General features: G+C 63.3%; 18 protein-coding genes. 9 read left to right on the plus strand and 9 right to left on the minus strand.

What is annotated here, in order from left to right; translation table 11 throughout:
* Positions 1 to 219: 219 nt before the first annotated feature.
* A complete protein-coding gene (locus tag LLJ08_RS13570) occupies positions 220 to 588 on the plus strand; it encodes a SpoIIAA family protein (RefSeq protein ID WP_003299292.1) in 369 nt (122 codons plus the stop codon).
* Positions 589 to 685: 97 nt separating this feature from the next.
* Complete coding sequence (locus LLJ08_RS13575; RefSeq protein WP_014819949.1) at positions 686 to 1,147, plus strand: DUF3597 domain-containing protein; 462 nt, start codon at positions 686 to 688, stop codon at positions 1,145 to 1,147.
* A gap of 40 nt (positions 1,148 to 1,187) precedes the next feature.
* Here the strand turns inward: LLJ08_RS13575 and LLJ08_RS13580 are convergent, their stop codons facing one another.
* The 4 genes from LLJ08_RS13580 to LLJ08_RS13595 all read right to left on the minus strand — a co-directional run bounded on the left by LLJ08_RS13580 (position 1,188) and on the right by LLJ08_RS13595 (position 3,424).
* On the minus strand, positions 1,188 to 1,601 hold the full coding sequence (locus LLJ08_RS13580) for an HPF/RaiA family ribosome-associated protein (RefSeq protein WP_014819948.1): 414 nt from the start codon (positions 1,599 to 1,601) through the stop codon (positions 1,188 to 1,190).
* Between the two features lie 311 nt (positions 1,602 to 1,912).
* Positions 1,913 to 2,173, minus strand: coding sequence for a hypothetical protein (locus tag LLJ08_RS13585; RefSeq protein ID WP_014819947.1), 261 nt, complete (start codon positions 2,171 to 2,173; stop codon positions 1,913 to 1,915).
* A gap of 188 nt (positions 2,174 to 2,361) precedes the next feature.
* Positions 2,362 to 3,180, minus strand: coding sequence for an inositol monophosphatase family protein (locus tag LLJ08_RS13590; RefSeq protein WP_023443781.1), 819 nt, complete (start codon positions 3,178 to 3,180; stop codon positions 2,362 to 2,364).
* A gap of 91 nt (positions 3,181 to 3,271) precedes the next feature.
* Positions 3,272 to 3,424 carry a hypothetical protein gene (locus tag LLJ08_RS13595; protein ID WP_156924008.1) on the minus strand — a complete coding sequence of 51 codons (153 nt, stop codon included), beginning with the start codon at positions 3,422 to 3,424 and terminating at the stop codon, positions 3,272 to 3,274.
* A gap of 143 nt (positions 3,425 to 3,567) precedes the next feature.
* On the opposite strand from LLJ08_RS13595, the gene LLJ08_RS13600 reads away from it, so the two are divergent.
* A complete protein-coding gene (locus LLJ08_RS13600) occupies positions 3,568 to 3,963 on the plus strand; it encodes a DUF3597 domain-containing protein (protein WP_014819945.1) in 396 nt (131 codons plus the stop codon).
* A gap of 56 nt (positions 3,964 to 4,019) precedes the next feature.
* On the opposite strand, the gene LLJ08_RS13605 is transcribed toward LLJ08_RS13600, so the two are convergent.
* Positions 4,020 to 4,256 carry a DUF2789 domain-containing protein gene (locus LLJ08_RS13605; protein ID WP_014819944.1) on the minus strand — a complete coding sequence of 79 codons (237 nt, stop codon included), beginning with the start codon at positions 4,254 to 4,256 and terminating at the stop codon, positions 4,020 to 4,022.
* A gap of 117 nt (positions 4,257 to 4,373) precedes the next feature.
* Here LLJ08_RS13605 and LLJ08_RS13610 point away from each other — a divergent pair, with 117 nt between their 5' ends.
* Complete coding sequence (locus LLJ08_RS13610) at positions 4,374 to 5,306, plus strand: 2-hydroxyacid dehydrogenase (RefSeq protein WP_228207271.1); 933 nt, start codon at positions 4,374 to 4,376, stop codon at positions 5,304 to 5,306.
* Positions 5,307 to 5,340: 34 nt separating this feature from the next.
* Here LLJ08_RS13610 and LLJ08_RS13615 read toward each other — a convergent pair whose 3' ends face one another.
* Both LLJ08_RS13615 and dgt read right to left on the minus strand, forming a co-directional pair.
* Positions 5,341 to 6,549, minus strand: a complete 1,209-nt coding sequence (locus tag LLJ08_RS13615) for an ammonium transporter (RefSeq protein WP_014819942.1) — start codon at positions 6,547 to 6,549, stop codon at positions 5,341 to 5,343.
* Positions 6,550 to 6,829: 280 nt separating this feature from the next.
* Entirely contained in the window at positions 6,830 to 8,326 is a 1,497-nt protein-coding gene (gene dgt / locus LLJ08_RS13620) for a dGTPase (RefSeq protein ID WP_228207272.1), read from the minus strand.
* 107 nt (positions 8,327 to 8,433) lie between these two features.
* On the opposite strand from dgt, the gene LLJ08_RS13625 reads away from it, so the two are divergent.
* The 3 genes from LLJ08_RS13625 to LLJ08_RS13635 all read left to right on the plus strand — a co-directional run bounded on the left by LLJ08_RS13625 (position 8,434) and on the right by LLJ08_RS13635 (position 9,794).
* Entirely contained in the window at positions 8,434 to 8,631 is a 198-nt protein-coding gene (locus LLJ08_RS13625) for a hypothetical protein (RefSeq protein ID WP_014819940.1), read from the plus strand.
* Complete coding sequence (locus LLJ08_RS13630; RefSeq protein WP_419585748.1) at positions 8,628 to 9,341, plus strand: MOSC domain-containing protein; 714 nt, start codon at positions 8,628 to 8,630, stop codon at positions 9,339 to 9,341. Before LLJ08_RS13625 ends, LLJ08_RS13630 begins: the two co-directional genes overlap by 4 nt.
* 186 nt (positions 9,342 to 9,527) lie before the next feature.
* Positions 9,528 to 9,794: a hypothetical protein gene (locus tag LLJ08_RS13635; RefSeq protein WP_041013570.1), complete on the plus strand. Its 267-nt coding sequence runs from the start codon at positions 9,528 to 9,530 to the stop codon at positions 9,792 to 9,794.
* Positions 9,795 to 9,832: 38 nt separating this feature from the next.
* Here the strand turns inward: LLJ08_RS13635 and LLJ08_RS13640 are convergent, their stop codons facing one another.
* Complete coding sequence (locus LLJ08_RS13640) at positions 9,833 to 10,717, minus strand: EamA family transporter (RefSeq protein WP_023443773.1); 885 nt, start codon at positions 10,715 to 10,717, stop codon at positions 9,833 to 9,835.
* A gap of 215 nt (positions 10,718 to 10,932) precedes the next feature.
* Here LLJ08_RS13640 and LLJ08_RS13645 point away from each other — a divergent pair, with 215 nt between their 5' ends.
* Together LLJ08_RS13645 and LLJ08_RS13650 are read left to right on the plus strand one after the other, a co-directional pair.
* Positions 10,933 to 11,631 (plus strand): YebC/PmpR family DNA-binding transcriptional regulator, encoded by a 699-nt coding sequence (locus tag LLJ08_RS13645; protein WP_014819936.1) that lies wholly within the window; start codon positions 10,933 to 10,935, stop codon positions 11,629 to 11,631.
* A 93-nt stretch (positions 11,632 to 11,724) separates the two neighbouring features.
* On the plus strand, positions 11,725 to 12,069 hold the full coding sequence (locus tag LLJ08_RS13650; protein WP_003299313.1) for a YajD family HNH nuclease: 345 nt from the start codon (positions 11,725 to 11,727) through the stop codon (positions 12,067 to 12,069).
* Positions 12,070 to 12,090: 21 nt separating this feature from the next.
* Here the strand turns inward: LLJ08_RS13650 and LLJ08_RS13655 are convergent, their stop codons facing one another.
* The gene (locus LLJ08_RS13655; RefSeq protein ID WP_003299314.1) at positions 12,091 to 12,522 is read right to left on the minus strand and encodes a universal stress protein; all 432 of its coding nucleotides are present in this window, start codon (positions 12,520 to 12,522) and stop codon (positions 12,091 to 12,093) included.
* Positions 12,523 to 12,544 lie beyond the last annotated feature (22 nt).

Genomic DNA, 12,544 nt, shown 5'->3' on the forward strand with positions numbered 1-12,544 from the left:
CCAGGGGCAACTTGATACCGTTTATCAACTATCCGCAAGCCGCGCCATTGCTGGCTTTGCGCGCCTTTTTTGGCGCTCACGTAACCCATCCCCACGTACTGACGCAGATCAACGAAAACGGCACTTGCGTACCTTTTTTTGGCCCGGTCGCGACGCAACGTCTATGGTCAGTTGTGCGGGGTAACTCGCAGAAAACACAGATCAATCGAGGGTCTGCGCATGTTTCACGTATCGCGCCGAGGCGAAAACCGCATCGATATCGACTTCTCCGGCAAATTGGACAGTCAGGCCATGCGCGCTGCGCTGGATGACCTGCTGTTCAAATCCGAAGGCATCAGCCATGGCCGCATGCTCTATCGCATCGGCGACTTCGACCTGCCTACGCTCGGCGCCGTCGGCGTGGAGCTGTCACGGCTGCCGCACCTGTTCCGCTTCATACGCCGTTTCGACCGCTGCGCGGTGGTCGCCGGCAAGGAATGGCTGCGCAAGGCCAGTGAGGTGGAAGGCGCGCTGATCCCCGGGCTGACCATCAAGGCCTTCGACCTGCACCAGGAAGCCGAGGCCAGCGCCTGGCTGGAACACGGCTGAGGGGCCACGCCAGGCCGACAATTACCCGACCTGCGGGAGCGAATGGTCTGTCCTGGGTTGCTGTCGAATATAGACATCAACAGTCAGGAGAACGGACATGGGACTTTTCGATACGATCAAGGCCAAGCTCGGCCTGGGTGATGCTTCCAACGAGGCGCAACACAAGGCTGATGCACCACCAGCCGACGCTACCCGCTCGAGCGCCGAGGGCATCACGCTGGGAGAAAGGCCCACCGCCACCGACAACGCGACTATCGCGCCGCACCAGGACTTGAATCAGTCATCAGCCACGGCGAGTGGCGTGGATGTGGTGGCACAACTGGAAGCCAAGGCGGCGGCACACCCGGAAGCGCTGAACTGGCGCACCTCTATCGTCGATCTGCTGAAGTTGCTCGGGCTGGACAGCAGCCTGGAAGCACGCCGGGAGCTTGCTACGGAACTCGGCTGCCCGCCGGCAGAGATGGCGGACTCGGCGCAGATGAACATGTGGCTGCACCGAGCGGTGATGAAGAAGCTTGCCGAAAATGGCGGCAGGATTCCGCCGGAATTGCTGCACTAGATGTGTGAAGGGCCTTCCGAGGAAGGCCCTTGCTTACGGCTTATGAATTGCGGACCTGCTCGTCCGCGAGGAAATCTTCCTCCAAGAGCGCGTCACGCTCGGCCACCGCGCCATCGATCATCTGCGGCTGGGCTCCGGAGCGCTTGCTACGCAACTTGCCGAACTGGTGAGCGAGCGCATTGTTCAGCTTGTCCACCGCGCCGTCGATCGCCAACTCCAGCGATTCGGCCTTGTGGGTGACGGAGATCGGCTGCAGCCCCTTCGGCCGCGCTTCGATCTGGCAGCGCTTGTCATGGGCGCCGGCCTTGTCACCGTTTTCGTCGTTGAGGTGCACGACGACGCGCGTCAGCTCGTCGTCGAACCGGTCCAGCCTGCTTGCGACACTGGCACTGACCCAATCAGCCAGACGGGCACTGCCTTCGATGTGGTTATCGCTGTGAACCTGGATTTGCATAAGTCGTCCTTACTTCCGCTTATGAGCACCACCGTTTCCGGTGGCTTGGTGATAGCTATGCCACCGTTTCACTTATTAAGCAACGGGCAAAATGCCGCCGACTCAGTCCTGCCCGTCAGCACTTTTCGCTTTGCTATCCGAAACTTAGCCGGTTCGTCGGCGTTCCTGCCGCAAACGGTACAGATTCGTGCGCTGGCAACTGCGAAGCGAATTGTGTGTGCAGGAACGAAGAACCGCACGCTCACTCGGCGCGCTCAAGGCATGCGTCGGACGATGGACATCCGACGCATGAAAAGACGCTTCGAGCAGTGCTAGGCGGCCTTCTGGAACAGCTCGCGGCCGTGATCGAGATGCTGATCGACCAGCCACTTGCCATGGGCGATGGACAGTCGCTGGGCCTTTTCCAGCTCGTCCATGAACGCATGCTCGAGCGGTAGCGGCATACGGCGAGTCACGTGCCCGGCGGGATCGGTAATCCGGCAACCGCCAGCCCAGGGTGTCGGGGTGCCGGGATATTCCATCACCTCGGCGGTGATGAGGTGGTCGCGGTGGGTGCATTGCATCATGGTCATGATCGTTACCTCGCTTCTATGCGGGCAGCCATCAGATCACGCAGGTTGGCTCAGGCTGATGGGCCGCCGATTGTTCCCCCCCTGATGAACAGGGCCGTTTCGCCGGCCCCAGCGCGTCAGAACGGTATAGCACAGGCTGCCCGACTCGGGCCTGGCAGTGCACGGTCGACTGACGAACGCGCAACGCCTCAGCCATCCAGCGAAGGGCCGATCAGCTCGGCCAGCTGTCGATACACGCCGGGCGCCGCCACCAGATAGGGGTTACCCCTGAGCAGCCCATCGTTGCGGAAGAAATCGTTGCGCAGCCCGCCCGCCTCGGCCACCAGCACCAGCCCGGCCAGGCAATCCCAGCTCTTGAGTTCGGTCTCGTAGTAACCGATCAATCGCCCTGCGGCGACGTAAGCCGTCATCAGCGCGCCGGAGCCATTGCGGATGAACATGCCGCCTTCGGCCAGCAGCTTTTCCAGAAACGGAATGAAATGCTCCTTGCCGCGCGGGTGAAAGGTGCCCGCGCCGGTCAGGCCATCACGCACATGGCTGGCGGCGCTGGCCGTGATGGGCGTCTCGTTGACATAGGCGCCGCGGCCGAGACAGCCATGGAAGAGTTCGTCATGGTTGGGGTCGGCGATCGCGCCGATGTGGGGTTCCCCGTCGATCAGCAGCCCGATGGAAACGCACCAGTTGTGCAGACCGTTGACGAAACAGGCGGTGCCGTCGATGGGATCGATCACCCACACGCAGCGGGCCTTGAGGTCGGCCGAGCCGCTTTCCTCGCCGAGAAAGCCGTCCTGCGGGAAGCGCTCGGCCAGGCGTGCGCGAATGAAGTCTTCGATGTTTTTGTCGGCGATGCTGACCACATCCTGCCGGTCGTTGCCCTTGTGCTCGACATCCAGCGTCTCGCGTTGCCGATAGAAATCCATGCCCAGCTGCGCGGCTTCCAGCGCGAGGCTCTTGGCACAGGCGTAGCGGGCATCGATATCGAGGTCTTGCTGGGTCGACTCGCTCATGATTGGTTCCTGAAACAAAAGCGGCATTCTAGTGGACTGTTTGGTGAGTTGGTTGAGGCAAGTTCGGATGATCAGGGCTCCCTGCGACGAGTCATAGCGGGGCTATGGCAAGGAGCAGCAACGCTGTATCGGGGCCATGCGCGCCGAAATTGACCAACTGAACTTGCCAAACAGGCCACTCGACATGCACCTGTTGCAGCACGAGCGATGCCGGGAATCGACTGGGCAAGACGATGAATGACATGGGTCCACCCAGGGCGCCCAAAAGCCCAATTTCCCCACGCCACTCGCCGGAACGCCCCGTTCAATACGGGCGCGACGAATCGATACACGTGCGGTCCTAATCTGCGAGCCACGGCTCATCATTCACGCAGACAGGAGATCCCCATGGGCTTGTTCAACTCGATACTGGAAAAGATCGGCCTCGGCCAGGCACATGCCGCACCCGACAGCACAGCGCCCACCACACCACCTGAGGCCTCCACAGGCGGTGCCGGCGCCCCCACGGGCCCTGCAGTGGACCAGGTGGACGTCGCGGCCAAGCTCGACGGCATGGCGCAGAATCACCCGGAGAAACTCAACTGGCGCACGTCCATCGTCGACCTGCTGAAGTTGCTCAGCTTGGACAGCAGCCTCACCGCGCGCAAGGAACTGGCTACCGAGCTGGGTTGCCCGGCTGACAAGATGGGGGATTCGGCGCAGATGAACATGTGGTTGCACAAGGCGGTGCTGAACAAACTGGCCGAGAATGGCGGCAACGTACCAGCCGATCTGCTGGACTGATCTGCCTCGAGGGGCGACAGGCGAGCTGCAGCGATTGCGGCAGCTCGCGCTGGTGATCAATGCTCGTGCATGCGCACATTCAGCTCGTCGACAATCGGCGCCCACTCCGCATCCTCGACCCACTCATCGCGCAGCAGCGCGCGCTGCGACTCGTTCCAGACCGGCGCATCGGCCAGCCGAACGTCTTCCGGCAGGTGCCCATGCTTGCCGATGAATGCATCGATACTCGCCGGGTCTGACGCCAGACCCAGCTGCTCGAACAGGGTACCGAGGTCTTTGTTGGGTAGTTCCATGATGTTCTCCTTAGGCTCGTCAACAGGCTGAAAGGCGCGTCGCGCGTTCCGCTACTCGCCTATTCAGAGACTCTGCGGCTGACTACAGTTCCGCCTGGACCGATGAGGAACGACTGCATGGACATCCTGCTCTGCGGCAGCTTCGACGATAACGAGCGCGACGCCTGGCTCGCAGAGCTGCAGCGCGCCTTGCCGCAAGCCCGCTGGCACCTGTCCGCGACGGCGGAGAACGCCGGGCTGATCACTGCGGCGGTGGTCGCGAACCCACCCGCGGGATTGCTGCAGGGCTTGCCCAACCTGCGGCTGATCCAGTCGCTCTGGGCCGGCGTGGACCGCCTGCTCAGCGACCCGAGCCTGCCGGACGTGCCGGTGGCGCGCATGGTCGACCCGACCATGAGCGCGGCCATGGCCGAAACCGCGTTGTGGGCGACTCTCTCGCTGCATCGGGGTTTCTACGATTACGCCCGGCAGCAGCACGCCTGCGATTGGCGGCAACTGCCGCAGCGGCGGGCTGACGAAATCCAGGTGACGCTGCTGGGCATGGGCCAGATGGGCCGGACATGTGCCCAGCGCTTGGTCACCCAGGGCTACCGCGTGACTGGCTGGAAGCTTCGCAGCGGCGCTGCAGAGGGCCTCGCGCTTGAGCACGGCATGGATGCCCTCTGGCCGCTGCTGGCATGCAGCGACATCGTCATCAACCTGCTGCCACTGACGCCACAGACTGGCGATCTGCTGGACCGGCGTTTCTTCGAAGCTCTGCGCCCCGGCGCCGGGCTGGTCAACCTCGCACGGGGCGGGCACCTGGTCGAGGCTGATCTGCTGCAGGCGCTCGAATGTGGCCAGGTCGGCCATGCGGTGCTCGACGTGTTTCGCAGCGAGCCGCTGCCGGCAGAGCATCCGTTCTGGAAGCATCCACAGGTGACCGTGCTGCCCCACATCGCAGCCGCAACGGACATGCGCAGCGCGGCCCGGATCGTCGCCGTTAACCTGCAAGCGCTGCGTGACGGCGAACCGCTGCATGATCTGGTGGAGCGCAGCCGCGGCTACTGAGCGCGACTGCGGCAACCGGACATAAGCAAGCGGCTCAATCCTGGCTGAGCGCGCCGATCCGGTGGATGGAAAGATCCGCGCCGTTGAACTCTTCCTCCTGGCTCAGGCGAATACCTGTGGTCAGCTTGAGTAGGCCGTAGACACCGAAGCCGCCGAGCAGCGCCACCAGCATGCCCATGCCGCTGCCGATCACCTGACTGATCAGGCTCACGCCGCCCAGACCGCCCAGCGCGGACTGGCCGAAGATGCCGCAGGCCACCCCGCCCCAGATCCCGCACAGGCCGTGCAGTGGCCATACACCCAGCACATCGTCGATCTTCCAGCGATTCTGCGTAGCGGTGAACGTCCAGACGAACAGTGCTCCGGCGATCGCACCAGTAGCCAGTGCGCCGACCGGATGCATCAGATCGGAGCCGGCACAGACCGCCACCAGGCCAGCCAGCGGGCCGTTGTGCAGGAAGCCCGGGTCGTTGCGCCCGGCGAGCCATGCCGCTGCAGTGCCCCCAACCATCGCCATCAACGAATTCACCGCAACCAGCCCGCTGATACCCTCGATGGTCTGCGCGCTCATGACGTTGAAGCCGAACCAGCCGACGATGAGAATCCACGATCCCAAAGCGAGGAAAGGAATGTTCGATGGCGCGAATGCCACCAGCCTGCCGTCCCGGTAGCGACCGTTGCGTCGCCCCAGCAAAACCACCGCGCCAAATGCCAGCCAGCCGCCCATGGCGTGCACCACCACGGAGCCGGCGAAGTCATGGAAGGACGCACCGAACTGGCGCTCAAGCCAGCCCTGGAAACCGAAATTGCCGTTCCAGATAAGGCCCTCGAAGAACGGATAGACGAACGCGACGATCAGCAGCGTGGCGCACAGCTGCGGGCCGAACCGCGCGCGCTCGGCGATACCGCCGGAGATGATCGCCGGAATGGCCGCGGCGAAGGTCAGCAGGAAGAAGAACTTCACCAGCGCGTAGCCGTGGTCCACCACCAGCTGATCGGCCGGCTGCATGAAGGTCACGCCATAGGCGACCCAGTAGCCGATGAAGAAATACGCCAGGGTCGACACTGCGAAGTCGGTGATGATCTTCGATAACGCGTTGACCTGATTCTTCAGACGTACCGTACCGACTTCGAGAAAGGCGAAGCCGGCGTGCATGGCCAGCACCATCACCGCGCCCATCAGGATGAACAGGGTATTCGAACCGTGGACCAGGGTTTCCACGGCGCTGTTGAGGTTTTCCATGGGTTACTACAGCCTCAGCGGATAAATCGCACCAAAACGGTTACCTCTGCCAGACGCATGCACCGAGATGCATCACCGCGCCATGTCGGGCCACCGTCACCTGCAGCCGGAGCTTGCTTGCAGCGAAACGCTGAAGCGCCATGAAACCTTTGATATCAACAGGTTAAGGAAACTACCGGAAATCCGTCGTGCGCCATTGCGGGGCTCGCACGACGACTGCTGCACCAAGCAAAAGCAAGGCGCGTACCAAGCGCAGCGGCAGTTCTGGTGCAGCGCACCCTCAGAGGGCGGAAAGGGCCCGATACTCGTCCTGAGCCAGTTGGTCGGTCATGCCGCTGATGTAGTCCTGCAGCATCCGGTTGCGGTAGTAGAACTCCCACAGAGGCCAATCCGCCGATTGTTCAGCGTGCTCCTTGAGCGCTTCGTGGTAGGCCTTGACGAGCTGGTTGGGCAGGCGTCGCGCCAGCATCTGCAGGTGAGGTTCGCTGCGGCAGGCGCCGAGGCTGAGTGCATCGAACACGGTGGCCGGCACGCGCAGCAGCGGCGCATAGAAGTCGAGCAGGCCCTGGAGAATGCGATAGCCCTGCAGTTGCAACGTTTCCACCTCGCGGTGGCAGAACACGTGCTCCATCGCGACATCCTTGAAGGTCTGCACGATGGCGTTGGGCAGGCTGTCGTCCTCCAGCAACGCGCGATCCAGGGTGCCGTGATAAACCGCGGCGATGTTGTCGATGAACTGCCGCGCAGCGTGCTGCACCAGCGGGTGGATCATGTTCACCCGCAGCCAGATGAAGAACTCGCCGGCCTTGTTGATCGGCTCCTTCTGCGCGCGCTCCAGCGCGTAGTTGACCATGCCCCGGAAACTGCGCTCCGGGCCCGGCACCGGGGCATCGACCGAACCATGCAGCGCGAACTTGGCGAGCAGCAGCTGCGCCAGCTGTTCGATGCTGAAGATGCCCTTCTCCACCGAATCCTCGATGTCGGCAAGGCAATAGGCGATGTCGTCGGCGGCCTCCATCACGTAGGCCAGCGGGTGACGCGTGCACGGCTGCAGATCGAGCGCCGCCTGCAGCGCACGCACGAAGGGTTCCTCGGACAGATAGAAGCCGGGCTTCTTCAGCAGGTAGGCGCCTGGCGTGCCTTTCGCGGGCTTGGCCTGATAGGCCGGACGGACGTACTTGAGCAGTCCGGCGGTCTGCGTATAGGTCAGGTTGAGGCGTTGCAGCGAGACCACCAGGCGAACCGCCTGGGCATTGCCTTCGAAGTGCTTGAGATCGACCAGCATCCGTTTGCGCAGCTCGGCATCGCCCTGCCCCGGCGTCACGGCGGCCGTGAACAGCCCGTCGAGATTGCGCTCGAACCACTCGCCGATGGCGTACTCGCCGAAATGGCCGAACGGCGGATTGCCGATATCGTGCATCAGGCAGGTCATCTCGACCAGGCTCTGCAACGCCGGCTCGAGTCCGTCCAGGCCGAACTCCGCGGCGCCGTGGCCGAGCTGCTTGTACAGGGTGCGAACGATGAAGCGGCCGGTCTGCTGCACTTCCAGCGAATGGGTGAGGCGGCTGCGCACCGCGGCATTGCGCTCCAGCGGAAACACCTGCGTCTTCTGCTGCAGGCGGCGCACCGCGGCCGAGTTTATGATGCGCCCGCGATCGCTCTCCAGCTGGTCCAGCACGGCGTCGAGGCTGCCATCGCTGACCCGCAGGCCCGCCTCGGCCTTGCCATAGGGGCGTTGGCGGGAGATTTTGTGCTTGAAGTTCATGGACACCGGCATGCATCGTTCTCGCGGCGCAAAAAGAATAGCCATCGAGCCTAACGCGAGCGTTCCGGGTTTACCATCGCTGCCCCTTTCATCGCCGAGTATGGCGACGGAGACGATTCGTGAGTCGAGCAGATTTTCATCAGAACAATGCCGAGCGCGCCCGCGCCGAAGCCCAACGCCTGCTGGACCGGCAAGCGGCCCTGGGCTCGCGCTGGCTGGCCTGGGTTGCCACCGAGCTGTATCAGCTCAGCCCACCGGAATACACCGCCATGGTCCGCCGCGAACTGGAGCAGCTCAACCGAGCACAGCAGCCGTGACCCTGCAGGCGCCACGCACCGCGCTCGGAGCCTGGACGGTCGACGGCCCATTGCTGTGCCGTCAGTTTTCGCCGCTGCCGGATAGTCGCAGAGCCACCGCCATGGACAAGCAAGCCAGCGACGGCCCGCTGTGGCTGGGCCTGGATGGCCTGCAGGGTGATCGGATCGCCGATCGGCGTTTTCATGGCGGGCCGGATCGCAGCCTCTGCCACTACCCGACCCAGCATTATCAGTATTGGTCGCAGCGCTTCCCGCCGCTGCGCGCGCGGCTTGGCCTCGGCGCCTTCGGTGAGAACCTAGGTAGCCAGGCGCTGGACGAAGAGCAGGTATGCATCGGCGATCTTCTTCGCTGGGGCACCGCGCTGATCGAGATCAGTCAGCCGCGCTCGCCCTGCATCAGGCTGGACAACCGTCACGGTGTGCGTGGCCTGGCACGGGAGCTGTCGGGGAGCGGCCGCACCGGCTGGCTCTATCGGACCATCGAGCCAAGCACCGTGCGTCCTGGCGACACGTTGCAGTTGCTCGAGCGCCCGCACCCGCAGATCAGCGTCGCGCACCTGTGGCGCTGCTTTCTCGATCAGAACCTGACTGAAGACAGCCTGCAGCAACTGGCGAAGCTACCTCCTCTGGCCTTGCATTACCGGGCGATCTTCCGCCAGCGCTACGACGCCCTTCGTGGGCGACGCGACCAGCACAGCCTGTTCGACTGATACCAAGGGTCTGTTCCCGTTTCGTGCGCGGCAAATGGCGCCATGCGGCGTTGCGGGACTTGGCAAGGGAACCACCATTACCTTCGTCCCGCGCCTGCGGAACGCCGCCCGGGCATGGCGCCATTTGGCGCAGCAACGCGGCTTGCGACGAAACGGGAACAGACCCTAAGCAAAGCAGTGCGTGCAATGCAGCCCAGCAGTGCCATACTGCAGCGGTCATGGAAGACACAGGCCGGAAACAGGCTTCGCTCCAGCAGCGACAGTCAGGCCTTTGCACATCAGGACATGTCCAGCCAGCAATCAGAGGTGAACACCATGAGCAAGGGAATGGACGCAAAGAAGAACGGCAAGAAAAAGCCGATGAAAACGGCGCAAGAAAAACGGATGGCCAAGCGCGACAAGAAGAGTGGCTCGGGCACTACGCTGCTCGGCGCCCACGCCGCCACCCATTGAGCCTTATCGCTGCGACGCCCGGTCTGATGCCGGGCGTTTCAGACCCTGGCCAGACGCAACCGACCGAACAACCAGCTACCACAAACATTCACCGCCAGGCCGAGCATCACCAGCAACGCCCCACCCAATTGCAGCGTCCCCAGCCGCTCGCCCAGCAACACGCTGGCTGACGTCAGCCCGACCACTGGCACCAGCAGCGAGAACGGGGCCACCTGGCTCGCCGGGTAACGCGACAGCAAGCGACTCCACAGGCCATAGCCGAGAATCGTCGCGCCGAATGCCAGGTAGGCCAGCACCAGAATCGTCTGCCAACCAATGCCGCGCAGCGCCGCCTCGATCACCGCCGGCCCCTCGAGCCATAGCGACAGCGCCAGGAATGGCAGCGGCGGCACCAGACTGCCCCATACCACCAGCCCGACCAGGTTCACCTTGCCGACCTTGCGCGTGACGATGTTGCCCAGCGCCCACATCGACGCCGCGCAGATGGTCAGCACGAAACCGCTCAGGGTCATGCCCAGGCCGGTCTGCGCGCCGATCATCGCCAGACCGCAGGCCGCGATGACCAGTCCCAGCAAGTTGGCAGCGCGCAGTCGCTCGCCGAGAAACAGCGCCGCGAAGAACAGCGTGAAGAACGCCTGCGACTGCAGCACCAGCGAGGCCAGTCCGGCCGGCATGCCATGTTTCATCGCGGTGAACAGAAAGGCGAACTGCCCGAGCGAGATGGTCAGCCCATAGGCCAGCATCCAGCGCAACGGCACCTGCGGACGCTTGATGAAGAACACCGCCGGCACGGCCGCCAGCATGAAACGCAACGCACCAAGCAGCATCGGCGGCACGTCGTGCAGGCCGACCATGATCACCACGAAGTTCATGCCCCAGACGACGATGACGACCAGCGCGAGCAGCAGATCCCGAGGCGACATGGCGACGCACCCTGTTGCGTAAAAGGTGCATTAAAGACGTCGCTTCCGGTGAGCGTGCCATACAGTGACTGCCAAATTGAGCGGCACAGTGCGGAGCAACCGCCCATCGCCCTGACACGGGCAGCACAGGCTAGGCTTGACCGTCACCGGCGACGCAAGGCCGGAATACGCTATAGAATCCGCGCCTGACTTCATCACTTCAGACGGGGACGAGCATGGGCGCACAGTGGAAAGCGAAGCATAAGGAAGCGGCGGCGAACGCCAAAGGCAGGATCTTCGGCAAGCTGTCGAAGGAAATCATGATCGCAGCCCGCAGCGGTGCCGACCCCGACATGAATCCGCGTCTGCGCCTGGTCGTCGAACAGGCGAAGAAGGCCTCGATGCCCAAGGACACCCTGGAGCGCGCCATCAAGAAAGGCGCTGGCCTCAGCGGTGAGGTGGTCCACTACGAACGCACACTCTACGAAGGCTTCGCGCCGCATCAGGTGCCACTGATCGTCGAGTGCCTGACCGACAACGTCAACCGCACCGTTGCCGAAATCCGCGTGCTGTTCCGCAAAGGCCAGTTGGGCTCCTCCGGCTCGGTGAGCTGGGACTTCGACCACGTCGGCATGATCGAAGCCGCGCCTGAAGGCGACGCCGATGCGGAAATGGCCGCGATCGAGGCCGGTGCGCAGGATTTCGAAGCAGCCGACGAAGGCAGCACGCTGTTCATCACCGAACCCACCGATCTCGACGCCGTGTGCAAGGCGCTGCCGGAATTCGGCTTTACCGTGCAGTCCGCGCAACTGGGCTATCGTCCGAAGAATCCGGTCAGCCTGTCCGGTGCCGAACTGGAAGAAGTCGAAGCCTTTCTCGAGGCCATCGACGCCCACGATGACGTGCAGAACGTCTACGTCGGCTTGGCGGGCTGACAGCCATCGACTTTACTTGGGGCTGTTCCCGCGCGTGGCGATGCCGACGCGGGGATGGGCCCTGACGAACAACGAACCCGGCGAGCATTCACCATGAGCAGCAGCAAACCGACCACGCCCTACAGTCAGCGCGAACAAGGCTATCGGGAAAAAGCACTGAAGATGTATCCCTGGGTCTGCGGTCGTTGCGCGCGGGAATTTTCCGGCAAGCGCCTGAGCGAGTTGACGGTCCACCACAAGGACCACAACCACGACAACAACCCCGAGGATGGCTCGAACTGGGAGCTGCTCTGCCTGTACTGCCACGACAACGAGCATTCCCGCTACACCGACAACCAGTACCAGGCCGAAGCCAGGCCGGGCAGCGACCTGGGCCCGAAGGAAACCTTCAAGGCCTTCGCCAACCTGGCCGATCTGCTCAAGGGCAAGCAGGACTGATCGGCCAGACCGGCATTCAGCTCACTTGACCAAGAGCACCGGGACCGATACCTCATGGATCACCCGGTTCGCCACCGAGCCCATCAGCATCCCGGTGAAGCTGCCCAGACCACGGGTGCCCATCACCACCGTGTCGCAGCCCAGCCGCTTGACCGCGTCGTTGACCTGCTCGGCAACATTGCCCAGCAGCGCATGGGTTTCGCAGCTCAGGCCGCCGGCCTGCAACACGGCTGCCGCTTCGTCGAGCACGGAGCGCGCCTTGGCCATCAGGCCGTTGTTGAGTTCATCGATCATCGCCGACGTCACGTATTCGCCGTAGATGATCGGTTCGTGCTGAACGTTGACCACATGCACCTGTAGCGCGATCCCGGTATCCCGCGCCAGATCGACGACATACTGCAGGGCGCGCTTGGCGTTGTCCGAACCATCGTATGCAACCAGAAGCCTGCGCATTTCCTGTCTCCGCTGTTGTGTG

It is taken from the genome of Stutzerimonas chloritidismutans (assembly GCF_020783375.1).
In the GTDB taxonomy this organism is placed as follows: Bacteria; Pseudomonadota; Gammaproteobacteria; order Pseudomonadales; family Pseudomonadaceae; genus Stutzerimonas; species Stutzerimonas kunmingensis.